This is a genomic window from Streptomyces mauvecolor, from assembly GCF_039532965.1.
GTDB lineage: Bacteria > Actinomycetota > Actinomycetes > Streptomycetales > Streptomycetaceae > Streptomyces > Streptomyces violascens.
Genome location: NZ_BAAASQ010000002.1, coordinates 244362 through 270785, shown reverse-complemented (window position 1 = coordinate 270785; position 26424 = coordinate 244362). Strand labels below are relative to the sequence as shown.

Annotated in this window: 24 protein-coding genes; 11 read left to right on the top strand and 13 right to left on the bottom strand. The window is 68.5% G+C overall.

Annotation, left to right across the window (positions count from 1 at the left end; all coding sequences use genetic code 11):
- Positions 1-7 precede the first annotated feature (7 nt).
- Together ABD346_RS01965 and ABD346_RS01960 are read right to left on the bottom strand one after the other, a co-directional pair.
- Positions 8-439: a GlcG/HbpS family heme-binding protein gene (locus ABD346_RS01965; protein WP_344370945.1), complete on the bottom strand. Its 432-nt coding sequence runs from the start codon at positions 437-439 to the stop codon at positions 8-10.
- 35 nt (positions 440-474) lie between these two features.
- Positions 475-1686 carry an MFS transporter gene (locus ABD346_RS01960; protein ID WP_344370942.1) on the bottom strand — a complete coding sequence of 404 codons (1212 nt, stop codon included), beginning with the start codon at positions 1684-1686 and terminating at the stop codon, positions 475-477.
- 137 nt (positions 1687-1823) lie between these two features.
- Here ABD346_RS01960 and ABD346_RS01955 point away from each other — a divergent pair, with 137 nt between their 5' ends.
- Positions 1824-2282: a MarR family winged helix-turn-helix transcriptional regulator gene (locus ABD346_RS01955; RefSeq protein WP_344370940.1), complete on the top strand. Its 459-nt coding sequence runs from the start codon at positions 1824-1826 to the stop codon at positions 2280-2282.
- 47 nt (positions 2283-2329) lie between these two features.
- Positions 2330-2782, top strand: a complete 453-nt coding sequence (locus ABD346_RS01950) for a GNAT family N-acetyltransferase (RefSeq protein WP_344370939.1) — start codon at positions 2330-2332, stop codon at positions 2780-2782.
- A 73-nt stretch (positions 2783-2855) separates the two neighbouring features.
- Here the strand turns inward: ABD346_RS01950 and ABD346_RS01945 are convergent, their stop codons facing one another.
- From ABD346_RS01945 to dnaB, 4 genes are all read right to left on the bottom strand, one after another.
- Positions 2856-4259: a serine hydrolase domain-containing protein gene (locus tag ABD346_RS01945; protein ID WP_344370937.1), complete on the bottom strand. Its 1404-nt coding sequence runs from the start codon at positions 4257-4259 to the stop codon at positions 2856-2858.
- Positions 4260-4430: 171 nt separating this feature from the next.
- Positions 4431-5084 (bottom strand): class I SAM-dependent DNA methyltransferase, encoded by a 654-nt coding sequence (locus ABD346_RS01940; RefSeq protein ID WP_344370935.1) that lies wholly within the window; start codon positions 5082-5084, stop codon positions 4431-4433.
- Positions 5085-5219: 135 nt separating this feature from the next.
- Complete coding sequence (locus ABD346_RS01935; RefSeq protein WP_344370933.1) at positions 5220-5669, bottom strand: 2-thiouracil desulfurase family protein; 450 nt, start codon at positions 5667-5669, stop codon at positions 5220-5222.
- Positions 5670-5794: 125 nt separating this feature from the next.
- Positions 5795-7288, bottom strand: coding sequence for a replicative DNA helicase (gene dnaB / locus ABD346_RS01930; protein WP_344370931.1), 1494 nt, complete (start codon positions 7286-7288; stop codon positions 5795-5797).
- Between the two features lie 423 nt (positions 7289-7711).
- On the opposite strand from dnaB, the gene ABD346_RS01925 reads away from it, so the two are divergent.
- Positions 7712-9061: an MATE family efflux transporter gene (locus ABD346_RS01925; protein ID WP_344370930.1), complete on the top strand. Its 1350-nt coding sequence runs from the start codon at positions 7712-7714 to the stop codon at positions 9059-9061.
- A gap of 145 nt (positions 9062-9206) precedes the next feature.
- On the opposite strand, the gene rplI is transcribed toward ABD346_RS01925, so the two are convergent.
- The 4 genes from rplI to rpsF all read right to left on the bottom strand — a co-directional run bounded on the left by rplI (position 9207) and on the right by rpsF (position 10908).
- Positions 9207-9653, bottom strand: coding sequence for a 50S ribosomal protein L9 (gene rplI / locus ABD346_RS01920; protein ID WP_114038679.1), 447 nt, complete (start codon positions 9651-9653; stop codon positions 9207-9209).
- Positions 9654-9671: 18 nt separating this feature from the next.
- The gene (gene rpsR / locus ABD346_RS01915; RefSeq protein WP_005315025.1) at positions 9672-9908 is read right to left on the bottom strand and encodes a 30S ribosomal protein S18; all 237 of its coding nucleotides are present in this window, start codon (positions 9906-9908) and stop codon (positions 9672-9674) included.
- A gap of 44 nt (positions 9909-9952) precedes the next feature.
- Positions 9953-10543: a single-stranded DNA-binding protein gene (locus ABD346_RS01910; RefSeq protein ID WP_189969913.1), complete on the bottom strand. Its 591-nt coding sequence runs from the start codon at positions 10541-10543 to the stop codon at positions 9953-9955.
- 74 nt (positions 10544-10617) lie between these two features.
- On the bottom strand, positions 10618-10908 hold the full coding sequence (gene rpsF / locus ABD346_RS01905) for a 30S ribosomal protein S6 (protein WP_053724701.1): 291 nt from the start codon (positions 10906-10908) through the stop codon (positions 10618-10620).
- Between the two features lie 265 nt (positions 10909-11173).
- Here rpsF and ABD346_RS01900 point away from each other — a divergent pair, with 265 nt between their 5' ends.
- The 3 genes from ABD346_RS01900 (at position 11174) to ABD346_RS01890 (ending at position 13851) form a co-directional block, all read left to right on the top strand.
- Complete coding sequence (locus tag ABD346_RS01900) at positions 11174-11488, top strand: hypothetical protein (RefSeq protein WP_189969911.1); 315 nt, start codon at positions 11174-11176, stop codon at positions 11486-11488.
- Positions 11489-11634: 146 nt separating this feature from the next.
- A complete protein-coding gene (locus ABD346_RS01895; RefSeq protein WP_189969909.1) occupies positions 11635-12753 on the top strand; it encodes a lipid II:glycine glycyltransferase FemX in 1119 nt (372 codons plus the stop codon).
- A 66-nt stretch (positions 12754-12819) separates the two neighbouring features.
- On the top strand, positions 12820-13851 hold the full coding sequence (locus ABD346_RS01890) for an alanine racemase (protein ID WP_189969906.1): 1032 nt from the start codon (positions 12820-12822) through the stop codon (positions 13849-13851).
- A gap of 90 nt (positions 13852-13941) precedes the next feature.
- Here the strand turns inward: ABD346_RS01890 and ABD346_RS01885 are convergent, their stop codons facing one another.
- Both ABD346_RS01885 and ABD346_RS01880 read right to left on the bottom strand, forming a co-directional pair.
- The gene (locus ABD346_RS01885; protein ID WP_344370925.1) at positions 13942-15450 is read right to left on the bottom strand and encodes a glycosyltransferase family 87 protein; all 1509 of its coding nucleotides are present in this window, start codon (positions 15448-15450) and stop codon (positions 13942-13944) included.
- Positions 15451-15584: 134 nt separating this feature from the next.
- A complete protein-coding gene (locus tag ABD346_RS01880) occupies positions 15585-18257 on the bottom strand; it encodes a transglycosylase domain-containing protein (RefSeq protein WP_344370923.1) in 2673 nt (890 codons plus the stop codon).
- Positions 18258-18632: 375 nt separating this feature from the next.
- Here ABD346_RS01880 and ABD346_RS01875 point away from each other — a divergent pair, with 375 nt between their 5' ends.
- From ABD346_RS01875 to ABD346_RS01860, 4 genes are all read left to right on the top strand, one after another.
- Complete coding sequence (locus ABD346_RS01875) at positions 18633-19316, top strand: PadR family transcriptional regulator (RefSeq protein WP_161245733.1); 684 nt, start codon at positions 18633-18635, stop codon at positions 19314-19316.
- A gap of 50 nt (positions 19317-19366) precedes the next feature.
- Positions 19367-20449 (top strand): inositol-3-phosphate synthase, encoded by a 1083-nt coding sequence (locus ABD346_RS01870; RefSeq protein ID WP_189969900.1) that lies wholly within the window; start codon positions 19367-19369, stop codon positions 20447-20449.
- An 83-nt stretch (positions 20450-20532) separates the two neighbouring features.
- A complete protein-coding gene (locus tag ABD346_RS01865; RefSeq protein WP_344370917.1) occupies positions 20533-21801 on the top strand; it encodes an MFS transporter in 1269 nt (422 codons plus the stop codon).
- A gap of 105 nt (positions 21802-21906) precedes the next feature.
- A complete protein-coding gene (locus tag ABD346_RS01860; protein WP_344370915.1) occupies positions 21907-22374 on the top strand; it encodes an LppU/SCO3897 family protein in 468 nt (155 codons plus the stop codon).
- Between the two features lie 87 nt (positions 22375-22461).
- Here the strand turns inward: ABD346_RS01860 and ABD346_RS01855 are convergent, their stop codons facing one another.
- Positions 22462-23904: a CCA tRNA nucleotidyltransferase gene (locus tag ABD346_RS01855; protein ID WP_344370913.1), complete on the bottom strand. Its 1443-nt coding sequence runs from the start codon at positions 23902-23904 to the stop codon at positions 22462-22464.
- 193 nt (positions 23905-24097) lie between these two features.
- Here ABD346_RS01855 and ABD346_RS01850 point away from each other — a divergent pair, with 193 nt between their 5' ends.
- Positions 24098-26416 (top strand): DUF6049 family protein, encoded by a 2319-nt coding sequence (locus ABD346_RS01850; RefSeq protein ID WP_344370910.1) that lies wholly within the window; start codon positions 24098-24100, stop codon positions 26414-26416.
- Positions 26417-26424 lie beyond the last annotated feature (8 nt).

Here is a 26424-nt window from a genome sequence, read left to right as displayed (position 1 = left end):
GCTCCGGTCAACGCCGGGCCAGGGCCTCCACGGCCGCGTTTGCGAACCCATGGTCCTGGTCGGGGGCGCCGCCGCCCACGCCGATCGCGCCGATCAGGCGGCCGTCACGGTGGACGGGGACACCGCCCGCGATGAACAGGAGCGGCCGGTCCAGGGCCGTCGGCAGGGTGTGGAACAGGCCGCCCGGCTGGACCGCGTCCACCAGGTCGGCGGTCGGGGCGTTCAGCTGAAGTGCCGTGTACGCCTTGCGGGTGCTGGTCTCTCCGGCGATCAGCACGGCTCGGTCGTCCCGGCGGAAGGCGAGCAGGTGGCCGCCCGCGTCGAGGACGGTGACCGCGACGGTGACTCCGGCTGCCTCCGCGGCCGAACGGGCCGCCTCGACGAGGGCTTCCGCGTCCTGGGTGGTGAGCGGGGCTACGGCGACGGTGGAGGTGCTCATGAGGGGGAACTCCTTGATGGAGCTGGGACGTTGATTCAGCGGTGCGCGGCGGAGGCCCGGGCCGGCTCGGGAACGGCGCCCGCGACGATCCGGCTTCCCGCGTTCGTACGCCGCTCCAGCGCACTGGAGACGATGGCGAGCACGACGGCGGAGGCGGCGAGTACGGCTCCGACCCAGTTGGGGGCGGTGTAGCCGAGGCCGGCCGCGATGACGATGCCGCCGAGCCAGGCGGAGAGCGCGTTGCCGAGGTTGAAGGCGCCGATGTTGACGGCGGACGCCATGGTGGGTGCACCCGCGGCCTGGTCGAGGACGCGCTTCTGCAGCGGGGGCACGGTCGCGAAGCCCAGCGCGCCGATGAGGAAGATCATGACGGCGGACGCGGCCTTGTCATGGGCGGCCACCGTGAACAGCGCCAGGACCAGGGCGAGCCCGGACAGGGACACATAGAGCAGCGGCATGAGCGTGCGGTCGGCGAACCGGCCGCCGACGAGGTTGCCGGTGACCATGCCGAGGCCGAAGAGGACGAGCAGCCAGGTGACGGAGGTGTCGGCGTAGCCGGCGACGTTCGTCATCATCGGGGTGATGTAGGTGATCGCGGCGAACACTCCGCCGAAGCCGAGCACGGTCATCGCCATGGCGAGCAGCACCTGGACGTTGCGGAACGCGGCGATCTCGTGCCGCAGCCGTACGCCCTCGGCCTTCGGCATGTCCGGTACGAGCTTGGCGACGCCGAGCAGGCCCAGCACCCCGAGTGCCGCGACGACGAAGAACGTCGCGCGCCAGCTGACCTGCTGACCGATGAGCGTGCCGATCGGCACGCCCACCACATTGGCGACGGTCAGGCCGGTGAACATCATCGCGATCGCCCCGGCCTTCTTCTCGGGGGCGACCAGATCGGCCGCGACGACCGAGCCGATTCCGAAGAACGCGCCGTGCGCGAGGGAGGCGACGACCCGCCCGGCCAGCATCAGCCCGAAGACGGGCGCGACCGCGGAGAGCACGTTGCCGACGATGAAGAGGCCCATCAGCAGCATCAGCATCCGCTTGCGACTGATCTTGGTTCCCAGGATGGTCATCAGCGGAGCGCCGAGCATCACACCGAGGGCATAGCCGCTGACGAGGTATCCGGCGGTGGGGATGGAGACATCGAAGGATCCGGCGACCTCGGGGAGCAGCCCCATGATCACAAATTCTGTGGTGCCGATACCGAACGCCCCGATGGCGAGGGCTAGGAGCGCGAGTGGCATGGGATGACCTTCCAGGAGATTGCGTGAGCCCCTTACGAGCGTCCACAATAATTGCAGACGCGCATTAATTGCAAGCGCGGGCTATTGCAGTCGTGGACTATCCTGAGGACAAGCCGCTCCGGACGGAGGACAGACGCATGACCGCGACGGACCCCGCACTCACCGCCCTCTCCCAGGGCTGGTGCGCGCTCTCCCTGCTGCACGGCAAGATCGACACCCACATCGAGCGCGCCCTGCAGTCGGGGCACGACCTCAGCGTGCGCGAGTACTCCCTGCTCGACGTCCTCAGCCGCCAGCACAGTGGCCCGGGCGGTCACCTCCAGATGAAGCAGGTCGCCGACGCCGTGGTCCTCAGCCAGTCGGCCACCACCCGCCTGGTCACCCGGCTCGAGGACCGCGGCCTGCTGACCCGGTACCTCTGCGACACCGACCGGCGCGGCATCTACACCGACGTCACCGAATCCGGTCTCTCCCTGCTCGCCGAAGCCCGCCCCACCAACGACAGGGCTCTGCGCGAGGCGCTGGACGAAGCGGCGAAGAACCCTGAACTGGCGCCCCTGGTCCGCACGGTCGAGGAGCTCCACGTCCCCGCGTAGGACACTCCACGTCCCCGCTCAGGGCAGCCGGGCGTACGCTCCGAGCCATGAGCGATCTTGAGATCAGGCCTGCCAAGCCCGAGGACATCCCGGCGATCGTGGCCATGCTTGCGGACGACCCGCTGGGCGCCCAGCGGGAGTCGCCGGACGACCTCGCTCCCTACCGCACGGCCTTCGACCGGCTCTCGGGTGACCCGAACCAGCATCTGATGGTCGCCGACCGCGGCGGCGAGGTTGTCGGCACCCTCCAGCTGACCGTCATCCCCGGACTCTCACGGCGCGGATCGACCCGCTCGATCATCGAGGGCGTACGCGTTCACAGCGCCGAGCGTGGCAGTGGGCTCGGCACCCGGCTCATCGAATGGGCCGTCGACGAATCGGCGCGCCAGGGCTGCCAGTTGGTCCAGCTGACATCGGACGCCACACGCACCGATGCTCACCGCTTCTATGAGCGGCTGGGGTTCGAGGCCTCACATGTGGGATTCAAGAAACCTCTGTAGGCCGTGTTTCACGTGAAACACGGCCTACGGCGACCCGCGCGGGCGCTGAGCGCGGGCCGTTTCACGTGAAACGTCAGATCCCGCGCCAGCCCTCGGGGTCCACACCACCCGGCACCGCCGTGGCCTCGGGTCCGTACGGCTCGCGTGTGAACACGAACGACCCGAGGTCGAGGTGGCTCACCGAGCCGTCCGGCCGCCGAACCGCACGGAGTGTCTCGCCCCTGTAATAGCCATCGAGGCCGACCCAGGTGCCATCGGCGGCGGCCTGGAACCGGGAAGCCCGGCCGATGCCGCGGAGCGGCTCCAGAGCCACCCCGCGCTCGGCGGTCAGGCGCAGTCCGTAGGCGGCCGTGCCCCAGTACCAAGGTCCGGTGAGTGCCAGAAGCTGCTCATCCACCTCGGGAAGCGGGCGCCAGGGCTCCGGGAAGCGCGGTTCGGCCTCCGCCACGATCCGTACGAGATCGGCCGCCAGGGTGCCGCACATCGGGCCTGAGGTCGCATTGGCGAGTGCGACGGCGGCCACCCCGTCCGCCACGCTCACCCACAGGCCCGCCACGAATCCGGGCAACGATCCAGTGTGCCCGGCGAGTTCACGATCGCCGGAGCGAGCGAGCTGCAGGCCGAGCCCGTACCCGCTGTCCCAGCCGCCGGCCTCCGGCGCCACGGCGGGGGTGCGCATCTCCGCCACCGATTCGGCGCTCAGCACCCGCTCGTCGCCCTCGGCGAGGAAGGCGGCGAAACGGCAGAGGTCCGCAGCGGTCGACCAGAGCTGCCCTGCGGGGGCCATCAGGCCGAGGTCCTCGGACGGTTCGGGCAGCAGCACATCGGCCCACGGGTGCACGGCCCAGCCCCCCGCATGGGGGTGGACCGGCTGTGTGGTTGTGCGGTCGAGTCCGAGCGGTTCGAGGATCTCGGTGCGCAACGCCTCCTCCCAGGGCACTCCGCGCACCGCCTCCACCAGGGAACCGAGCAGTGTGTAGCCCGGGTTGGAGTAGTGGTGCAGCCGGCCCGCTGGATGCAGCTGCGGCTGATCCCCCAGCACATCGGCGAGCTCAGGGCGCAGACCGCCAGGCGTCCGCTCCCACCACGGCGCGGGCGACTCGGCAGCCAACCCGGCGGTGTGGGAAAGGAGTTGGGCGACAGTCGCCCCGCCCGCCGCAGTGCCCGGGAGGTGCTTCTCCAGCGGGTCGCCGAGGTCGAGCAGCCCCTCGTCGCGCAGCCTCAGGACCAGTACGGCGGTGAAGGTCTTCGTGATGGAGCCGATGCGGTACTGGACGTCGGCATCCGGGCCGTGGCCGTCGACAGAGGTGCGCGATCCGGACCAGAGCATCCGGCCGTCCCGCACCACGGCGGCGACAAGCGAGGGCGCCCTCCTTTCCGACTGCTCGATCGCGATGCGGTGCAGCAGGGCGCGCCGCGTGGCGGGGAGCAGCTCTTCGAAAGGGGGCGGCGATGCGGGCGAACTCGATGAGGTCATGGGGCAAGGTCTAGCCGCGCGCCCGCGTCCAGTCGACCGCTTTTCGCGGGAGTCGGCCTCTCTGGCTCATCGCCTCCCCCGGCCCGGAACGCCAGGAGTCGGCGGCGTGGGCGAACTCGGTTGATTGCAGCCGCAGTTGACCATGCGGGCACCGGCGAACGAGTCCGTCTCCTACTGGCTGTCAGTCCGGCGACGCGCGAAGACAATTCCCCCGAGCGGGCTCTCGGCCGAGCTGAGCGTCATCTGCGCCTCGACCGTGAAGCCCGCGTCATCGAGCCAGGCGGACACTCGGGCCGGCTGACGACGATGGACGTGGACCTTCATCGCGTGACCTCCGTAGCCCCGCGTCTTCAGCCGCGACTCATCTCCCACATGAAAGCCGAGGAGCACCAGTCCACCGGGGCGCACCACCCGCCGGAAGTGGGCGAAGACCGGCCCCACCTCATCGTCGGGAACGTGGATCAGGGAGTACCAGGCCACCAGCCCCGACACCGAGGCATCCGCGAGGTCCAGGTCCGTCATGGAACCGACCTCGAACCGCAGGCCGGGGTGCTCGCGCCGGGCCGTCTCGACCATCGCGGGCGACAGATCGATCCCGAACGCGTCCAAGCCGAGGACTCGCAGATGGGCCGCGATCCTCCCCGGCCCGCACCCCACGTCCACGACAGGACCCCTGCCCGTGGCCTGCACAAGCTCGGCGAACAGCGCCAGGACGGAGCGCTCGTACGGCATTTCGTCCAGGAGGTCACGCACCTGGTCCGCGTAGCTGGTCGCGACCGTGTCGTAGGACGTACGGGTGTCGGCCAGCCAGCCTTCGGTACTCATGCCCGGAGACGGTAGTCCACCGGCCGAGGCGGGTGAACCCGCCCCCGACACCTACTTGCTGAGCGGTGTCGACCCCCGTCGCCGATGGAGTTCACGGTCACTCGCCGGTCGAGGTGGCCGTCGGCCGGGATCGCTTCACACGCCGGGCGCGGGCCACACTGCGATCCCATTCCGCTCGAGCAGCACCGCCGTCACCCCGTCTCCTGGCACCAACTCCCCGGCGAACGACCCGTCGTAGACCACACCCCGTCCGCACGACGGACTGCGCGGCATCAACAGCGCCTCCGTGCAGCCTCCGTGCCGCGCCGCCGCGAGTGCGCGCCGCGCTCCGTCCACGAACTCCGCCGTCACGTCACGCCCCGTGTCCTCGACGACCCGTGCCGTCCCGTCGAGCACGTCGTGCCCGTCACCACCCACCAGCTCCGCAGGCCGCCGCGGTGTCGCGAGCCCGCCGGCCACCTCCGGGCAAAAAGAGACGACTTCGCGACCCGCCACCGCGTCCTCGATGCCCGAAGACGCCTTGTGCTGCCCGTCGAACCGGCACGGCACCCCACGCAGACACGCGCTGACCAGGATTGCTTCCATGCCGCCAGGCTAGCCACAGCCGGCACGACGGACCGTCGCCCATGCTCACGACCATCCGGATTGGCGCGGACCGTGCTCATGATCCGCAGACAGTCCTCACACAATGGCCGAGCCCACACCCGGGATCAGGTCGCTGCCATGTCCACGAAGCGCGAGTAGTGGCCCTGGAAGGCCACGGTGATGGTCGCGGTCGGGCCGTTACGGTGCTTGGCCACGATCAGGTCCGCCTCGCCGGCGCGGGGCGACTCCTTCTCGTAGGCGTCCTCACGGTGCAGCAGGATGACCATGTCCGCGTCCTGCTCGATCGAGCCGGATTCACGCAGGTCGGACACCATCGGCTTCTTGTCGGTGCGCTGCTCGGGGCCACGGTTCAGCTGCGAGAGCGCGATCACCGGCAGCTGAAGCTCCTTGGCGAGGAGCTTCAGGTTTCGCGACATGTCCGAGACTTCCTGCTGACGGCTCTCGGCGCGCTTCGAGCCGCCGGACTGCATCAGCTGCAGGTAGTCGATGACGACGAGGCGGAGGTCGTTGCGCTGCTTCAGGCGGCGGCACTTGGCGCGGATTTCCATCATCGACAGGTTCGGCGAGTCGTCGATGTAGAGGGGCGCCTGCGAGACGTCGGGCATGCGGCGGGCCAGGCGCGTCCAGTCGTCGTCGGTCATGGTGCCGGAGCGCATGTGGTGCAGCGCTACCCGCGCCTCGGCCGACAGCAGACGCATCGCGATCTCGTTGCGCCCCATTTCGAGCGAGAAGATCACGCTGGGCAGGTTGTGCTTGATCGAGCAGGCTCGCGCGAAGTCCAGCGCCAGCGTGGACTTACCCATCGCGGGACGGGCGGCGATGACGATCATCTGGCCGGGGTGCAGCCCGTTGGTGAGCGAGTCGAAGTCGGTGAACCCGGTCGGCACTCCGGTCATCTCGCCGCTGCGCGAGCCGATCGCCTCGATCTCGTCGAGCGCGCCTTCCATGATGTCGCCGAGCGGCAGGTAGTCCTCGCTGGTGCGCTGCTCGGTGACCGCGTAGATCTCGGCCTGCGCGGAGTTGACGATGTCGTCGACGTCGCCGTCCGCCGCGTATCCCATCTGCGTGATCTTGGTGCCCGCCTCGACGAGCCTGCGGAGCACCGCCCGCTCGTGGACGATCTCCGCGTAGTACGAGGCGTTGGCCGCCGTCGGCACCGACTGGACCAGCGTGTGCAGATACGAGGCGCCGCCGACCCGGGTGATCTCGCCGCGCTTGACCAGCTCGGCGGCGACCGTGATGGGGTCGGCGGGCTCGCCCTTGGCGTAGAGGTCGAGGATCGCCGTGTAGACGGTCTCGTGGGCGGGCTTGTAGAAGTCGTGGCCCTTGATGATCTCCACGACATCCGCGATGGCGTCCTTGGAGAGCAACATGCCGCCGAGGACGGACTGCTCGGCGTCGATGTCCTGGGGGGGCACCCGCTCGAAGCCGGAGGACCCGCCGTCCCAGTCGTCCTGACCCCGGTCGTGCTGGTCGTCACGGCCCCTGCCGCGACCACGGCCTCGGCCCTCGCTGTCGCCGCGCTGGCGGGAAACAGGCAGACGGTCACTTGGACCGGCCTCGGCCCAGGGCTCGTCCAACGGCTCGGGAATGCTCACCGGGCCACCTCCTCCCGTCCGCTCCGCGGACCTAGCCGTGCCACTCTTTCTACGGCACGACACTGACAAAACGAGAAGCCCGACTCCGGTTCCGGCGCGTCGGGCGCCGGACCACGTTAGGCCCGCCGACGGCGTCAGCCAATCTGGTTATCCACAGGGCATGTGGACGAACGACCGGATGCTGTGGAGAAGTCTTCGGAACCTGTGCACGGACCGGGGGACAGCACTGTGGACAAAGTCATAGCCATTCATCGATGACCACTCTGACCTGCACTTTCTCCATCCACCGGCTGTGGGGGAGAAAAACTTTCCCGACTGGCTCAAGATCTCGGCCAACGGCGCCCACACGAAGCGGGCTGCACCTCCGAGGTAAGGATCACAGATGCATTGCGTCCATTACCTGTGGAAGATTAGATTGACCCCATGAAACAGGCCCCCGCGATACCGGAGAGCGACCGGCGCAGCTCCCGGCGCCGCCACGATCGCGAGATCGTGGCCCTCGCCGTTCCCGCCTTCGGAGCCCTCGTCGCCGAGCCGCTCTTCTTGATGGCCGACAGCGCGATCGTGGGCCACCTCGGCACCCCGCAACTGGCCGGTTTGGGTATTGCCTCCCCCTTGCTCACCACAGCCGTGAGCATCTTCGTCTTCCTCGCGTACGCCGCCACCGCAGCCGTCTCCCGCAGGGTCGGCGCCGACGATCTGCGGGCCGCTATCCGCCAGGGCATGGACGGCATCTGGCTCGCGCTGCTCCTGGGCGCCGCGGTCGTCGCCGCCGTACTGCCCACCGCCCCCTGGCTGGTCGGCCTCCTCGGCGCCTCGGACACCGCCGCCCCGTACGCCACGACCTATCTCCGCGTCTCCGCCCTCGGCATCCCTGCGATGCTCGTCGTGCTCGCCTCGACCGGTGTACTGCGCGGCCTCCAGAACACCAGGACGCCCCTGTACGTGGCCATGGGCGGCTTCGCGGCCAATGGCGTGCTGAACCTGGGCCTTGTGTACGGTGCGGGGCTCGGCATCGCCGGGTCGGCGTGGGGCACCGTCATAGCCCAGTTCGGTATGGCGGCCGTCTATCTCACCGTGGTGGTGCGCGGGGCCCGACGCCACGGCGCCTCTCTCCGGCCGGATATCTCCGGCATCAGGAACAGCGCCCAGGCCGGCGTACCGCTCCTGGTCCGGACGCTCTCGCTGCGTGCCGTCCTGATGATCGCCACCGCTGTCGCCGCTCGCCTGGGCGACGTCGACATCGCCGCCCACCAGATCATCCTGTCCCTGTGGAATCTGATGGCCTTCGCCCTCGACGCGATCGCCATCGCGGGGCAGGCGATCATCGGTCGCTATCTGGGCGCCGGCGACGCCAAGGGCGCCAAGCAGGCCTGCCGACGCATGGTGGAGTGGGGCGTCGCCTTCGGAGTGGTGCTCGGCGTGCTCGTGGTGGCAGCCCGCCCGCTCTTCATCCCGCTCTTCACCAGTGACGGGACCGTCCAGGACACCCTGCTGCCGGCTCTGCTCGTGGTTGCCCTCATCCAGCCGGTCGCCGGCGTCGTCTTCGTCCTCGACGGCGTACTCATGGGTGCGGGTGACGGCCCCTATCTGGCCCGGGCCATGCTGGTGACCCTGGTCGTCTTCGCCCCGGTCGCCCTGCTGGTGCCGGTCCTGGGCGGCGGGCTGACCACGCTCTGGTGGGCCATGGCCCTGATGATGACGGTCCGCATGCTGACCCTCGGCTGGCGTGCCCGCTCCGGACGCTGGCTGGTCACCGGCGCGACGCGCTGAGCGTCTGCGCCGCTCCCGTGAAACGTCCAGCACGACGTTTCACGTGAAACGAGTCCTCAGCTCTCGCCAGCTCGCTGTGTTTCACGTGAAACACAGCGGAAAGGGCCGCACCCCGAGGGGTACGGCCCTTTCTGCTGTGCAGTGCTTAGGCGGCGATGACCTCGACGCCAAGCTTCGCGACAACGTCGGCGTGCAGACGCACGGACACCTGGTGGGCACCCAGGGTCTTGATCGGCGCACCGAGCTCGACGCGGCGCTTGTCCACGTCCGGGCCACCGGCAGCCTTGATCGCCGCAGCGACGTCGGCCTGGGTGACGGAGCCGAAGAGACGGCCGGCGTCGCCGGAGCGAACAGCCAGACGCACCTTCACGCCCTCGAGCTGGGCCTTGACCTCGTTGGCCTGCTCGATGGTCGCGATCTCGTGGATCTTGCGCGCACGACGGATCTGCGCGACATCCTTCTCGCCACCCTTGGTCCAGCGGATCGCGAAACCACGCGGGACCAGGTAGTTGCGAGCGTAGCCGTCCTTGACGTCAACGACGTCGCCGGCAGTGCCGAGGCCAGAGACCTCGTGGGTGAGGATGATCTTCATTTTTCGGTCACCCTTCCCTTATCGCGCGGTGGACGTGTAGGGCAGCAGCGCCATCTCACGGCTGTTCTTGACGGCCGTGGCGACGTCACGCTGGTGCTGCGTGCAGTTGCCGGTCACGCGACGGGCACGGATCTTGCCGCGGTCGGAAATGAACTTCCGCAGCATGTTCGTGTCCTTGTAGTCCACGTAAGCGGTCTTGTCCTTGCAGAACGCGCAGACCTTCTTCTTAGGCTTGCGCACAGGCGGCTTCGCCATGGTGTTTCTCCTGTGTGATCAAGAAGTGGGAGTTACGAGCTGCCCTAGAAGGGCGGCTCGTCCGAGTAGCCGCCGCCGGAGCTTCCGCCCCAGCCGCCACCGCCGCCGCTGCCACCCTGCGGCTGTCCGCCGCCGGTCGGCGCGCTGGAGGCCCAGGGGTCGTCGGCGGGAGCACCGCCGCCGCCCTGCTGGCCACCGCTGGGGGCTCCGCCCCAGTTGCCGCCGCCCTGCTGCTGACCGCCGCCGCCGTACCCACCCTGGCCACCGCGACCGGTGGTCTTGGTGACCTTGGCCGTGGCGTTCTTGAGGCTGGGGCCGACTTCCTCGACGTCCAGCTCGTAGACCGTGCGCTTGATGCCCTCGCGGTCCTCGTAGGACCGCTGCTTCAGCCGGCCCTGCACGACGACGCGCATGCCTCGCTGGAGCGACTCGGCGACGTTCTCCGCCGCCTGACGCCAGACCGAGCAGGTCAGGAACAGGCCTTCGCCGTCCTTCCACTCATTGGTCTGACGGTCGAAGGTGCGGGGAGTCGACGCGACACGGAACTTCGCGACGGCCGCACCCGAGGGGGTGAAGCGCAGCTCGGGGTCGTCGACGAGATTGCCGACGACCGTGATGACGGTCTCGCCTGCCATGGATGAACCTCTCGGCGGGGATTGCTGCTGGCTGCTGTGTTGCTACTCGGACCCGATTACCTCTGAGCGGAAGCTCAGTGGGTCTCGGGACGGAGGACCTTGGTCCGGAGGACCGACTCGTTCAGGTTCATCTGACGGTCGAGCTCCTTGACGACCGCAGGCTCGGCCTGAAGGTCGATGACCGTGTAGATGCCCTCGGGCTTCTTCTTGATCTCGTAGGCGAGACGACGACGGCCCCAGGTGTCGACCTTCTCAACCTTTCCGTTGCCCTCGCGGACGACGGAGAGGAAGTTCTCGATCAGGGGAGAGACAGCGCGCTCCTCCAGATCGGGGTCGAGGATGACCATCACCTCGTAGTGACGCATGTGGAACCCACCTCCTTTGGACTCAGCGGCCACGGTCGTTCCGTGGCAGGAGGGTCGTGATGCGTAAGCAACGGTATCGGCCCCCACTGACAATCCCTCTCCGAGAGGAGCGGGACGGCGTGCGGGCACGGCTGACACCGGTGCAGACCGTCCAGAGTACCTGTTGACCCGCTTCCGGTTGAAATCCAGTGGGCAGGGGACGCAATCTGTACACATCGGGTGTGTGCGGCGTCACCCTTCGCCGCCTTCCGCCAGGAGGTGCCCCATGGCACAAGCAGTGCGACCGAACGCCGTCTCCCTCTTCGCCACCGACGGCAAGCCCCATCCGCTCCAGGACACGTTCGCGGCCGTCACGGTCGTCCTGGGCGTGCTGGCCTTCACCACGGCCTGGTTCTACAACCTCCACCTGGTCAGCTCGTGGGCCGGCCTCGTCGGCATCCTCACGGGCGCGTACGGCCAGTTCATCTCGGCGACGACGCGCGAACGATTCCTGTTGATCCTCGGCCTCGGCGCATCCGCTGTCGGCTTCTTCCTCGGCATGGCCCACGGCGGCCTCTTCGGCGGTGTCGTCGGCGGCTGACCGACCCGCGACACCCGCCACCAACGGATGGCCGTACAGCCCATCGCCGTACGGCCATCCGGGGCGCTCCTGTGGCCCAGTAGGCTTCGGCACGAGAGCCGGAGCCCCTGTACCCATGGGGACACACCTGCCGAGGAGCGCCCCGCATGAGCCTGACCCTGAGGACCATCAGCCGTGAGCAGCATCTGGCGTACATCCAGAGCCTGCCCGCGGCGAGCCACTGCCAGGTCCCGGCGTGGGCTGACGTCAAGACGGAATGGCGTTCGGAGAGCCTCGGCTGGTTCGACAAGAGCGGCGAGCTCGTAGGCGCCGGTCTGGTCCTCTACCGCCAGCTCCCCAAGGTCAAGCGCTACTTGGCGTACCTGCCCGAGGGCCCGGTCATCAACTGGTACGCGCCCAACCTGGACGAGTGGCTGAAGCCGATGCTCGCGCACCTCAAGCAGCAGGGCGCGTTCTCGGTGAAGATGGGCCCGCCGGTCGTCATCCGCCGCTGGGACTCGACGGCCATCAAGTCGGGCATCCAGGACCCCGATGTGAAGCGCCTGCGCGATGTCGAGGCCACCCACATCGAGCCGCGTGCCTTCGAAGTCGCCGACCGGCTGCGGAAGATGGGCTGGCAGCAGGGCGAGGACGGCGGCGCCGGGTTCGGCGACGTCCAGCCGCGCTACGTCTTCCAGGTTCCGCTGGCCAACCGCTCGCTCGACGACGTCCTCAAGGGCTTCAACCAGCTGTGGCGCCGCAACATCAAGAAGGCCGAGAAGGCCGGCGTCGAGGTCGTCCAGGGCGGCTACGAGGACCTCGCCGAGTGGCAGCGCCTGTACGAGATCACCGCGGTGCGCGACCACTTCCGGCCGCGTCCCCTGTCGTACTTCCAGCGCATGTGGACGGTCCTCAACTCCGAGGACCCCAACCGGATGCGGCTCTACTTCGCGCGCCACAACGGAGTGAACCTCTCGGCCGCGACGATGCTCGTCGTCGGTGGCCACGTCTGGTACTCCTACGGCGCCTCCGACAACATCGGCCGCGAGGTGCGGCCCTCCAACGCGATGCAGTGGAGGATGCTCCGCGACGCCTACGCGATGGGCGCGACGGTCTACGACCTGCGCGGCATCTCCGACTCCCTCGACGAGACCGACCACCTCTTCGGCCTCATCCAGTTCAAGGTGGGCACCGGCGGTGAGGCGGCCGAGTACCTCGGCGAGTGGGACTTCCCGCTCAACAAGCTGCTCCACAAGGCGCTGGACATGTATATGTCGCGCCGCTGACCGGTTGCGTAACCTCGTTCTTCGTAACTCCGACACATCGCAGCCATCAGAAAGGTCCGGACGGCCATGGCGCTCACCCTCTATGTCGACTCCGCTCGCTGGCGGGCGCACCAGAAGTCCGTGATCGACCAGTTCCCGGGCATCGTCCCGGTCTGCAAGGGCAACGGCTACGGCTTCGGCCACGAGCGGCTCGCGGACGAGGTGTCCCGCTTCGGCTCGGACATCCTGGCGGTCGGCACCACCTACGAAGCAGCCAGCATCAAGGACTGGTTCAGCGGCGATCTGCTCGTCCTGACACCGTTCCGGCGCGGCGAGGAGCCGGTGCCGCTGCCCGACCGCGTCATCCGCTCGGTCTCCTCGGTGGACGGTGTGCACGCCCTGGTGGGCGCCCGCGTGGTCATCGAGTGCATGAGCTCGATGAAGCGGCACGGCGTGAAGGAGGAGGAGCTCGGCATGCTCCGCTCCGCCATCGAGGACGTACGGCTCGAAGGTTTTGCGCTGCACCTTCCGCTGGACCGCACCGACGGCTCGGACGCCGTCGAGGAGGTCATCGCGTGGATGGACCGGCTGCGTGCGGCCCGTCTTCCACTGCACACCATGTTCGTCAGCCATCTGCGCGCCGAAGAGCAGGCCCGGCTGCAGCAGCAGTTCCCGCAGACCCGCTTCCGGGCCCGCATCGGTACGCGGCTGTGGCTCGGCGACCACGAGGCGACCGAGTACCGCGGCTCGGTCCTCGACGTCACCCGGGTCGCCAAGGGCGACCGGTTCGGCTACCGCCAGCAGAAGGTCGCCTCCGACGGCTGGCTGGTCGTGGTCGCCGGCGGTACCTCGCACGGTGTGGGCCTGGAGGCCCCCAAGGCTCTGCACGGCGTGATGCCGCGGGCCAAGGGCGTCGCCCGCGCGGGGCTCGCCACCGTCAACCGCAACCTGTCCCCGTTCGTCTGGGCGGGCAAGCAGCGCTGGTTCGCGGAGCCGCCGCACATGCAGGTGTCGATCCTCTTCGTGCCGTCCGATTCTCAGGAGCCGCACGTGGGCGACGAGTTGGTGGCCCACCTGCGCCACACCACCACGCAGTTCGACCGCCTGGTCGAGCGCTAGGCAGGACCGCCCGCAGGGCGCTCAAGACATCGGGCCCCCGGCCGACGACAGCCGCCGTCGACCAGGGGCCCGAGCCTTTTCCACGAGCTTTCAGGACGCGGGGGTTCTCGTGCCCCACTCGACCCGCGGTCCCTCTTCGAGCGTCGCCGCGTGCCGCGGGGGATGCGCCGCCTGTCCCAGCACGAACACGTCCTCGGCCCGGTCCAGGACCCCGCCCGACGGGTCGTCCGAGCCGTCCCTCCGTACGACGTCCCGCTCCGGCATCAGGATGTCGCGCACCACGACGACGCACAGGTACAGCGTGGTCAACAGATGTGCGGCGATGGCCAGTTGATAACCCTCGGGCGGCAGCCCCTGGTGCTTTTCGCCGCTCATCGTGTAGGCGAGATACAGCCAGATCCCCAGGAAGTAGACGACCTCGCCGGCCTGCCAGATCAGGAAGTCCCGCCAGCGCGGCCGGGCGAGCGCGGCCAGCGGGATCAGCCACAGGACGTACTGCGGCGAGTAGACCTTGTTGGTGATGACGAACGCGGCGACGACCAGGAAGGCGAGCTGCGCGAACCGCGGGCGGCGCGGCGCGGTGAGCGTGAGCACCGCGATTCCCGCGCAGGCGAGGACCATGAGGAGCGCGGCAAGGGTGTTCACCATGTCGGTGTCCAGGCCCTTGCCCGTACGCTGCGAAATGATCAGCCAGAACGAACCGAAGTCGACGGACCGCTCCTGGCTGAAGGTGTAGAACTTCTTCCACCCCTCGGGGGCGAGCATCATCACCGGCAGGTTCACGATCAGCCAGGATCCGGCCGCGCCCAGCATCGCAGCCCCGAATTCCCGCCATTTCCCGGCCCGCCAGCACAGCACGAGCAGCGGCCCGAGGATCAGTACGGGGTAGAGCTTCGCGGCCGTCGCCAGGCCGATCAGGATGCCGAAGGCGAGCGTCCGGCCGCGCGACCACATCAGCATGGCGGCAGCGGTCAGCGCGACGGCGAACAGGTCCCAGTTGATGGTGGCCGTGAGGGCGAAGGCGGGGGCCAGCGCGACCAGGAGGGCGTCCCAGGGGCGGCGGCGGTGCGTGCGTGTGACGCAGACGGCGATGACGGCCGTGCAGGCCATCAGCATCCCCGCGTTGACCATCCAGTACATCTGCTCGCGGTGCTGCATGTCGCCGCTGCCCGGCGTCAGCCAGGAGGCGGCCTCCATGAACAGTCCGGTCAGCACCGGGTACTCGAGGTAGTTCATGTCGCCGTTGAGGCGGTCGAAGTACGGCACCAGGTTGTCGGCGAAGCCTCGGAGCGAGTACAGGTGCGGGATGTCGGAGTAGCAGGCGTGCGTGTACTGCGAATTGGCGCCGCGGAACCAGGCCCAGTCGTAGCACGGCAGCTTCTGGGCCATGCCCAGGGCGAACATCCCGATCGCGACGAGCACCACGACTCTGATCGGAGTGAGCCAGTGGTAGCCGGGCCTGGCCCAGCGGCCGAGCGGGCCGCCGATCAGCTGGCTGCCGGCCGCGGCGACCTCGTCCTGTTCCGTGGGGCGCACGACGGGTTCCGCGGAGTCTCCGCGCCGGTCCTCGTACACACGGGGGCTCGTCTCGCTCGTCATGCCCGACATCCTGCCGTACACCGCTGTGGATACGGGGAGCGGTCGTGTTTCACGTGAAACGAAGACGCTGTTTCACGTGAAACGAGGGGTGGTGTTTCACGTGAAACACCACCCCTCGTCCTCAGTCGGCACGTTTAGCCGTTGGGCCCTGCGATCCAGCCGCCGGGACCGCCTCCGGGTTTCGACCTGCTGGGCGTCGGGCTGGGACTCATCCCGCCGTCTGCTCCACCTGTCGTCGGGCCCTGATTGGTACCACCCGTGTCGTTGCAGGTCCAGTCCCACTTGCTGCAGGAACTGCTGGGAGTGGGGGACGGGGACATCGATGGAGTGCTGGAGGGCTTACCGGACGGGGACTGAGAGGGCGAGGCGCTCGACGACGGGGGGGCACTGGGGGCGGGCGACATGCCGCCGCCGTAGACCTTGTCGCCGATCTTCTCGGGAGCCGGGAAGGACTCGGAGGGAGAGTCGCCGAGCGCCTGCTCCATGTAGTCGTGCCAGATGGTCGACGGGAACGACGCGCCGTGGATCTTCTCCTGGCCGCCCGTCCCGAACATCTTCAGGAACTCGCGCTTTTTACTGGTCTCGTTGTCGTCGAGGCGGTACATGCCGACGGCGGTCGAGTACTGCGGGGTATAGCCGACGAACCACGCCGACCGGTTGCCGTCGGTGGTGCCCGTCTTGCCGGCCACCTGACGCCCGCTGAGCTTGGCGTTCGTGCCGGTGCCCTTGTCGACCACGCCCTTCAGGACGTCCGTGACGTTGTTGGCCACAGCAGCGGGGAAGGCGCTCTTGGCCTGGTCCTCGTGCTTGTAGATCGTGTTGCCGTCCTTCTTCACCGACGTCACGGAGAACGGGTCGCGCTGAGTGCCGCTGGCGGCGAAGGTGGCGTACGCACCGGCCATCCGGATCGCGCTGGGCGACGACGTACCGATGGAGAACGAGGGCACGCTGGAGGAGGCCATGCTGGTCTTGCTGTCGCGCAGGCCCGCGGCCATGGCGGCCTGCTTCACCTTGTCGGTGCCGACGTCCATGCCGAGCTGGACGTAGGGAGTGTTCACCGACTCCTGCATGGCGTAGCGGAGGTCGATGGCGTAGCTCGGCGGGTTGTAGGACTCATCACCATCATTGGTCTGGAGCCACTCGCCGCCGTTCTGGTCCTTCCAGACGGTCCCGTCGTAGTTCTTGATCTTCAGCTTGTTCTTGCCGCTGTAGATGCTGTCCGGCGAGACGGGCGTCCGGGACGAGTCGCTCTGCGACGCCGGCTTGCTCGGGTCGCGCTTTCCGTACTCCATCCCGGCCGCGAGGACGAACGGCTTGAAGGTCGAGCCGACCTGGGCACCGGTTTCGTCGGCGTTGTTGGTGAAGTGCTTGGTGGCGTCGTCACCGCCGTAGATGGCCACGATGGCCCCGGTCTTCACATCCACCGAAGCGGCGCCGAACTGGACGAACGTGTCGTACTTGGGTCGCTTCTTCGGGTCGATGTTCTTGTCCCGGACCTTCTTGACCACGCTCTCCATCTCCTGGACCTTCTTCTTGTCGAAGGTCGTGTAGATCTGGTAGCCGCCCTTGGCCAAGTCGATGTCCGGGTTGTTGTTCTTCGCGGACGCCTGGGCGAGAGACACGAGGTAGCCGATCTGGCCGCCCAGATTCGCGTTCTTCTTCGGCTTGTCGGGCATCGGGAAGATCTTGTACTTCGCGCGCTCGGCCGCGTCCATGTGCTTGTCCTTGACCTCTTGGTCGAGGATCCAGCCCCAGCGCTCCGTGGCGTTCTTCGTGTTCTGCTCGGCGGTGGCCGCCGGGTCGATCTCCGGTGCGCCGGCCGGGTCGAAGTAGGTCGCGCCCTTGAGGAGGGAGGCGAGGAAGGCGCACTGGCTCGGGTCGAGGTCCTTGGCGTCCTTGCTGTAATACGTGCGGGCCGCGGCCTGCAGCCCGTATGCGCCGCGGCCGTAGTACGCGGTGTTCAGGTACCCGGCCATGATTTCGCTCTTCTGCTTGGTCGCGCCGACCTTGATGGAGATGAAGAGCTCTTTGAACTTACGGGTGATCGTCTGCGACTGGTCGTCGAGGCGGGCGTTTTTCACGTATTGCTGCGTGATGGTCGAGCCGCCCTGGGTCTGGCCGCCCTTGGCCATGTTCAGGAGGGCGCGGGCGATGCCCTGGGGGTCGACGCCGCTGTCGGTCTCGAACGTCTTGTTCTCGGCCGAGATGACGGCGTACCGCATCGCCGCCGGGATCTGCTCGTACGGGATGATCTGGCGGTTGACCTCGCCGCCGGTGGCGACCATCTGCGAGCCGTCGGCCCAGTAGTAGACGTTGTTCTGGGCCTGCGCCGCCCGGGCCACGTCCGGGACGGCCACCATGTAGTACGCCGCACCGATGAAGGCGACCAGCAGGCCGAAACAGCCCAGGCAGCAGGCGCTGACGAGCTTCCAGGACGGCACCCAGCGCCGCCAGCCCTGCTTGCCGTAGCGCGGGTAGTCGATGAACCGCTTCTTGGGCGGCCGGCCGCCGGCCGCACCGCCCCTGCCCGCCCGGCGCCCCGGTCCGCCCGGAGGCCCCGCGCCGTCGGGGCCGCGCCTGCGGCCGCCTCCGCGCTGGGCCCGGCGGGCCTCGGCCCGGCCGCCGTGGCCGGACTCCGCCTGCGGGTCCGACGGCGATCTGTACGACCCGGCCGGTGAGTGGGCCGCAGCGTCCGGGGGCCCGGCCGGCCGGGCCGCCCTGCGACCGGAGGGCTGTTGCGCGGCGCGCCGGGCCGCGGCACGTCCACCGCCCTGGGGCTGCGGCGGTTTGCGACGGTGCTCGCTCATCGAACGACTACTCCTCGGGCAGGCGAGAGCGCCTGGAAACGGCAGCTGAGTTCCTGTCCCCCCGGCGTGAGCGGCTACCCCGTGAAAGGCACGGCCACGCCACAGCCCATGTGCCGATGGCGCTGGACACGCCGACGCCCCCTGACGTCACTCGGCACACAGTGATCTGCATGGCGCACAGACTACGCACGCTCAAAACCGCCCTAGGGCCGAAGTTCACCCCAAATCAGGCATGTTGCTGGCTATGAATTGAGGATGTGACGCCGTTCACCATGGCCCCTCTTGTCGCGGCTGCGACACCGCTCTATCGTGCTGATGTATCGAGTCGATACATCAGCACGGCATAAAGGTCCCCGTAGGCCGAGGAGGCGAAGGATGAGCAGGCGCTCCGGCATCCTCGAATTCGCCGTACTCGGGCTGCTCCGCGAGGCTCCGATGCACGGTTATGAGCTGCGCAAGCGGCTCAACACCTCGCTGGGGATCTTCCGGGCCTTCAGTTACGGGACCCTCTACCCCTGCCTCAAGACGCTGGTCGCCAACGGCTGGTTGATCGAGGAGCCGGGCAGCGCCCCCGAGGACGCGCTCGCCGCTTCACTCGCAGGGCGCCGCGCCAAGATCGTCTACCGGTTGACGGCGGAAGGTAAGGAGCACTTCGAGGAGCTGCTCTCCCACACCGGCCCCGACACCTGGGAGGACGAGCACTTCGCCGCCCGTTTCGCCTTCTTCGGCCAGACGGAGCGAGAGGTGCGGATGCGCGTGCTGGAAGGTCGTCGCAGCCGGCTGGAGGAGCGCCTCGAAAAGATGCGCGCATCCCTGGCCCGTACGCGCGAGCGCCTGGACGACTACACGCTCGAGCTGCAGCGCCACGGCATGGAATCCGTGGAGCGCGAAGTGCGCTGGCTGAACGAGCTCATCGAGAGCGAGCGGGCGGGACGGGATCAGCGATCCGGCCCCGCCACCGGCTCCGCTCAGCAGGATCACACATCAGGAGAGACGGGCGGCCTGCCCCGGCACCGGGACAGCACCCGGCCGGATCCGTCCGAGGACACCGCCAACTGAAGGCTCTGCGCATGCAGGACTTCGAAAAGATCGAACAGGGAGCAACCGGAATGGGTTCGGTTCGTGTAGCCATCGTCGGCGTGGGCAACTGCGCCGCCTCGCTGGTGCAGGGCGTCGAGTACTACAAGGACGCCGACCCGGCCACCAAGGTCCCGGGTCTGATGCACGTCCAGTTCGGCGACTACCACGTCGGTGACGTGGACTTCGTTGCCGCGTTCGACGTCGACGCCAAGAAGGTCGGTCTCGACCTCTCGGACGCCATCGGTGCCAGCGAGAACAACACCATCAAGATCTGCGACGTCCCGAACAAGGGCGTCACGGTCCAGCGCGGCCACACCCTGGACGGTCTCGGCAAGTACTACCGCATGACCATCGAGGAGTCCGCCGAGGCTCCGGTCGACGTCGTCCAGGTCCTCAAGGACAAGCAGGTCGACGTTCTGGTCTGCTACCTGCCGGTCGGTTCCGAGGACGCCGCGAAGTTCTACGCGCAGTGCGCCATCGACGCCAAGGTCGCCTTCGTCAACGCTCTCCCGGTGTTCATCGCCGGCACCAAGGAGTGGGCGGACAAGTTCACCGAGGCGGGCGTCCCGATCGTCGGCGACGACATCAAGTCGCAGGTCGGCGCCACCATCACGCACCGCGTGATGGCCAAGCTGTTCGAGGACCGCGGTGTCCGTCTCGAGCGCACCATGCAGCTCAATGTGGGCGGCAACATGGACTTCAAGAACATGCTGGAGCGCGACCGCCTGGAGTCCAAGAAGATCTCCAAGACGCAGGCCGTCACCTCGCAGATCCCCGACCGCGACATGGGCGAGAAGAACGTCCACATCGGTCCGTCGGACTACGTGGCCTGGCTGGACGACCGCAAGTGGGCGTACGTGCGCCTCGAGGGCCGTGCCTTCGGTGACGTTCCGCTGAACCTGGAGTACAAGCTCGAGGTCTGGGACTCCCCGAACTCGGCGGGTGTCATCATCGACGCCCTGCGCGCCGCGAAGATCGCCAAGGACCGCGGCATCGGCGGCCCGATCCTGTCGGCATCGAGCTACTTCATGAAGTCCCCGCCGGTGCAGTACTTCGACGACGAGGCCTTCGCCAACGTCGAGAAGTTCATCAAGGGCGAGGTCGAGCGCTAGAGCTCGCACCCCTGAGGACTGCCGAAGGGTCCCTGTGCGCCATGTGCGCACGGGGACCCTTCGGGTATGTGACGCTTGCTCACATGCCCGTCGTACGTGATCTCCGCGTGCTCCTGCGCCTGAAGCACTTCCGGCATCTGCTGGCCGTACGACTGCTGTCCCAGGCCGCGGACGGCGTCTACCAGGTAGCCCTCGCCACGTACGTCGTCTTCTCCCCCGAAAAACAGGCCTCGCCCGGCGCGATCGCCTCCGCCATGGCCGTCCTGCTCCTCCCGTACTCGCTCGTCGGCCCTTTCGCGGGAGTCCTGCTCGACCGCTGGCGACGGCGCCAGGTCTTTCTGTACGGCAATCTCCTGCGGGCCGCACTGGCCGGCTGCACCGCGCTGCTCGTCCTCGGGTCCGCGCCGGACTGGCTCTTCTACGCCTCCGCGCTCGCCGTGACGGCCGTCAACCGTTTCGTCCTGGCCGGGCTCTCGGCCTCGTTGCCCCGGGTGGTGGACGCCGAGCGGCTCGTCATGGCCAACTCGCTCTCCCCGACCGCGGGGACGCTGGCCGCCACCGCCGGGGGCGGACTGGCCTTCGCGTTGCGTCTCGTGATCGACGCGGATGCCGCGACCGTCATTCTGGGTGCCGTCATCTATCTCTGCGCGTCCCTGGCCTCCCTGCGCCTGCCGCCCGGCCTGCTGGGGCCGGACCCCACGGCCGTCCAGCCCGGCCTCGCCGCGGTGATCCGCTCCACGGCACGCGGACTGGCCGACGGCGTACGGCACTTGAACCGGCGCCGGCCGGCCGCCCGGGTCCTCATCGCGATGACGCTCATGCGGTTCTGCTACGGCGCGCTGACCGTGATGCTCCTGATGCTCTGCCGGTACGCCTGGGCCGACGGGCCCGGAAACGACGCCGGGACCGATGGTCTCGCGCTGCTCGGGCTCGCCGTGGGCATCTCCGGAGCGGGTTTCTTCGCGGCGGCCGTCATGACCCCATGGGCCGTGGCGCGGCTCGGCCAGTACCGGTGGATCGTGGTGTGCTCGGGCACGGCCGCGGTCCTCGAACCGGCGCTCGGCCTGCCGTTCGCCCCCACTCCGATGCTGGTCGCCGCCTTCGTCCTCGGCCTCGTCACCCAGGGCGCGAAGATCACCACGGACACGGTGATCCAGTCCACGGTGGACGATTCGTTCCGGGGCCGGATCTTCTCCCTGTACGACGTCCTCTTCAACATGGCGTTCGTCGGCGCCGCCGCGGTCGCCGCTCTGATGCTCCCTCCGGACGGCCGCTCGCCCTCCCTCGTCATCACGGTGTCCCTCATCTATGCAGCGGTAGCAGCGTTTATGACCCGTTTTCCACGAGCGTGAGTGTCACATCGGGGCCACAGAGTGGGCCGCGGTATCGGCGTTGACCTGGGAGCCCGCTAACTTACGGGCGTCATACATCGCCATCTTTATAGGGGGATCCTCTCCGTGACCACGCCGCCCCAGGGCCAGAACCCGTACGCCCAGAACCCCAACGCACCGTACGGGCAGCCCGGACAGCCCGGCTTCCCGCCGCAGGGCGCGCCCTATCAGGGCGTTCCGATGGCCCCGCAGGGCACCCCGACCCGGGGTGGCGCCAAGAATGCGGTCAAGGCGATCGGCATCGTCGTCGCCCTGATCGTCATAGGTGGCTTCTGGTACTTCAACCACGACACCAACGAAGACGCCAAGCAACTGGCCGTCGGCGACTGCCTGTACAACAAGGGCACCGACAGCAGCCCCGACATCCAGCAGGTGAGCTGCACGGACAGCAAAGCGACCAACAAGGTGCTCAAGAAGAGCCCCGGCGCCAGCGTTCCTCAGCTGACCTGCCAGAACGTCACCGGAACCACGGCAGCCTTCACGTGGAAGGAAAGGGGCAACTCCTTCACGCTCTGCCTGGGCGACACCAAGTAGCACCCTGCACGCGGGGGCGGTGTTTCACGTGAAACACCGCCCCCGCGTCATGCCGCCCCCCGGTCATGTTTCACGTGAAACACGACCTCAGCCCTGCGCCGCCCACCATTCCTTCAGCGCCGCGACCGCCGCATCGTGCTCCATCGGCCCGTTCTCCAGGCGCAGTTCGAGCAGATGCTTGTACGCCTGACCGATCTCCGGGCCGGGACCGATACCCAGGATCTCCATGATCTGGTTGCCGTCCAGGTCGGGCCGGATCGAGTCCAGCTCCTCCTGCTGCTGAAGCTCCTCGATCCGCTCTTCGAGGCCGTCGTAGGCCCGTGACAGCGCGCTCGCCTTGCGCTTGTTGCGCGTGGTGCAGTCCGAGCGGGTCAGCTTGTGCAGCCGCTCAAGGAGCGGGCCCGCGTCGCGGACGTAGCGGCGCACCGCGGAGTCGGTCCATTCCCCGGTGCCGTAGCCGTGGAAGCGCAGATGCAGTTCCACGAGCTTCGAGACGTCCTTGACCATGTCGTTCGAGTACTTCAGCGCGGTCATCCGCTTCTTGGTCATCTTCGCGCCGACCACCTCGTGGTGGTGGAAGGAGACCCTGCCGTCCGACTCGAAACGCCGCGTCCTCGGCTTGCCGATGTCGTGCAGCAGCGCCGCGAGCCGCAGCACCAGGTCCGGCCCGTCCTGCTCCAGGTCGATCGCCTGGTCCAGCACCGTCAGCGAGTGCTCGTAGACGTCCTTGTGCCGGTGGTGTTCGTCACTCTCCAGCCGCAGGGCCGGCAGCTCCGGCAGGACGTGGTCGGCGAGCCCGGTGTCGACGAGGAGCCTCAGCCCCTTCTTCGGGTGGGCCGAGATCAGCAGCTTGTTCAGCTCGTCCCGCACGCGCTCCGCGGACACGATCTCGATGCGGCCCGACATTTCCGTCATGGCCGTGACGACCTCGGGGGCCACCTCGAAGTCCAGCTGGGCGGCGAAGCGCGCGGCCCGCATCATCCGCAGCGGGTCGTCGGAGAAGGACTCCTCGGGCGTCCCGGGCGTGCGGAGCACCCGCGCGGCCAGGTCCTCAAGACCTCCGTGCGGGTCGACGAACTCCTTCTGAGGCAGTGCCACCGCCATCGCGTTGACGGTGAAGTCGCGGCGGACGAGGTCTTCCTCGATGGAGTCGCCGTAGGACACCTCGGGCTTGCGCGACGTCCGGTCGTACGCCTCGGAGCGGTACGTCGTGACCTCGATCTGGTAGCCGTCCTTCTGACAGCCGACCGTCCCGAAGGCGATCCCGACCTCCCAGACCGCGTCCGCCCACGGCCGCACGATCTTCAGTACGTCCTCGGGCCGGGCATCGGTCGTGAAGTCCAGGTCGTTGCCGAGCCGCCCGAGCAGCGCGTCCCGGACCGAGCCGCCCACGAGGGCGAGCGAGAACCCGGCCTCCTCGAATCGGATGGCGAGGTCGTCCGCGACGGGGGACACCCGCAGCAATTCGGTCACCGCGCGGCGCTGCACCTGGCTCAGTGCACTGGGATTGTCTTCGTTGGCGTTCGGCACAACAGAAAAGGGTACGTGGCCCGGCCGACCGGGGCGTCACCGTTTATGACCGGCCCCGGTACGCACGTGCCGTCGCCGGTACGGCAATCTTCCGATCATGTGGAGCAGTCCGCGGCACTTCGCCACAGTCCGCCTCGTTACCATGCGTGGACGCAGCAACCGACAGCGACGACAGCGAGGGACGGGCGAGCGCGTGGCCGAGGCGGCAGATTCCCAGGGAATGACTCCCTCTCCTGCCCGCCGGTGGTTGCGCCGCACAGCGGCGCTGCTCGTCGGCGCCCCTTTGTTCGCGGGCCTGCTGTCCGCCACGGCCGCCACGGCGGCGCACGCGGCCGAGGACGCGGTGGGCGGCCAGAGCGTCCAGGTGTCCCTCGACTCGGTGGCCCCGAAGGCTCCCGTCAAGAGCGACACGCTGACGATCTCCGGCACGGTGACCAACAAGGGCAAGCAGGCCGTCACCGGCGCCCATGTGGGGCTCCGGGTGGGGGCGAAGCTGTCCGGACGCAGCGGGATCGACGAGACGGCCGGCCGCACCGGCTACGCGCCGGGCACCGATGCCGCGGAGGTCGCCGACGGCCCCACGGTCAAGTTCGCCAGGCTGGAGGCGGGGGTCAGCCAGGACTTCACGCTTTCCGTACCGGTCTCCAAGCTGGGCCTGGGCGACGACGGGGTGTACCCGCTCGGCGTCTCGCTGTCCGGCCAGACAGCGACCCAGCAGTACGACCAGGTGCTCGGCATCCAGCGCACGTTCCTGCCGTGGCAGCCGGATGCCGTGGAGGGCAAGAAGAGCCAGCTCACCTTCCTGTGGCCGCTGATCTCCTCGTCCCACCTCACCGCCCAGACCGGCTCGGACGCCCAGCAGACGCCGGTGTTCGCCGACGACTCCCTGGCCAGGGACATCGGTCCCGGCGGCAGGCTGGAGCAGATGGTCTCGCTCGGCAAGCAGCTGCCCATCACCTGGGTGATCGACCCCGATCTGCTGGCCACCGTCGACGCGATGACCCGCAACTACAAGGTCAAGGCCGGCGACAGCCTGGTCAACGGCACCAGCCAGGACGTGGCCAAGGCGTGGCTGAGTTCCCTGGAAGCCGCGGTCCAGGGCGAGAAGGTCGTCGCGCTGCCGTTCGCCGACCCCGACCTGGCCTCGCTCGCCCACCACGGCCGGGACGTCCCGGGCTCGCTGGGGCACCTGCAGAGCGCCACCGAGGTCGCGCAGAAGACCATCGACACGATCCTGCACGTCACCCCGTCGGTCGACTACTCCTGGCCCGTGGACGGCGCCGTCGACCCGTCGATCGTCGACGTGGCCACATCGGCCGGCGCCCACAACGTGATCGCACGCAGCGACAGCCTGCGGGACACCCTCGCGTACGTGCCCACGGCGACCAGGCCGATCGGCGGCGGCGTCAACGCCATCGTCGCCGACGCCCGGCTCTCCACCGCCTTCCAGGGCGATATGTCCATGGCGGACACCTCGGCCCTGGCCGAGCAGCGGTTCCTCGCGCAGACCCTCTCGATCACGCTCCAGGACACCGACAAGCAGCGCAGCATCGTCGTCGCCCCCCAGCGGATGCCGTCCGTCAGCCAGGCGCAGACGATGGCCGCCGCTCTGCACGCGCTGGATCCGCAGCGCTGGACCCAGCCCCTCGACCTGTCCGCGGCGGCCACGGCCAAGCCCGACCCGCTGGCCACCACGAAGGTGCCCGGCGCGGGCGCGTACCCGGACGCGCTGCGCCAGCAGGAACTGCCCCTCGACGCCTTCCAGGACATGAAGAACACCCAGGGCACCCTGGACCGGTTCAAGGTCATCCTGAGCGCGCCCGACCGGGTGGTCACACCCTTCGGCAACGCCATCAACCGGGAGATGTCGACGTCCTGGCGCGGCGACTCGGGCGGCGCACAGAACTACCGGGCCGGGGTTCAGCTCTATCTGGACGGTCTGGCCGACCAGGTCCACCTCATCCAGAAGTCGACCGCCACGATGTCGGGGCGCAGCGCCACCATCGCCGTCACCGTGCAGAACAAGCTGGTGCAGGGCGTCGACCACCTGGTGCTGAGACTCCAGCCGAAGAGCCCCACCCGCCTGCAGCTGGGCGAGGACGGCAACGCGATCGGCGAACAGCCGGTCAAGGTGGACGGCGACCGCAGCCAGTCGGTCAAGTTCACCGCCATCGCCAACGCCAACGGCCCCGTTCCGGTGACCGCGCGGCTCTACACCGAGGACGGCACGCCGTACGGTGAGCCGATGGAGTTCACCGTCCAGGTCTCCGAGATCACTCCGACGGTGATGCTGGTCATCGCCGGCGGTGTCCTGCTCCTGGTGCTCGCCGGCATCAGGATGTACACCCACCGCAAGCGTTCCATGGCTCGCGAGGAGTCCGACGGCGACGACGACCCCGGTCAGTCGAACGGTTCGGCGGACGCCGATCCCGGGCAGCCGAGTGACCCGACACCGGACACCGGTCCGGAAAGCGGGGACGCACCCGGCCCGGGTGAGAAAGTGGACCATTGAGCTATGTC